The organism is Caballeronia sp. INDeC2, assembly GCF_023631325.1.
Taxonomy (GTDB): Bacteria; Pseudomonadota; Gammaproteobacteria; order Burkholderiales; family Burkholderiaceae; genus Caballeronia.
Window position 1 is genome coordinate 1 of record NZ_JALQDG010000081.1, and the last position, 250, is coordinate 250.

At 70.8% G+C, this 250-nt stretch carries 1 pseudogene; it reads left to right on the forward strand.

Annotated elements, in window-relative coordinates:
- A pseudogene (locus NCS28_RS33135) lies at window positions 1-250 on the forward strand (MFS transporter); the annotation flags it as partial.

Sequence of the window (250 nt, forward strand, 5' to 3'; positions counted from 1 at the left end):
TCTGCGCGCTGCTCGCGGCCTGTGCATGGCGCGGCATCCGCGAATCGCGCAACGGCGAAGCGGGATCGCTCGATCTCGCCGGCAGCGCGCTTTTCGCCGGCGCGCTCGCCCTCGGCATCTGGGCGCTGATAGACGCGCAAGCGGACGGCTGGACAGACTGGCGCACCGTCGCGCGGCTCGCCGCGTGCGCGCTGCTTTTCATCGTCTTCGTGCAGGTGCAGCGCTCGCGCGCACACGCGATGATCGACCT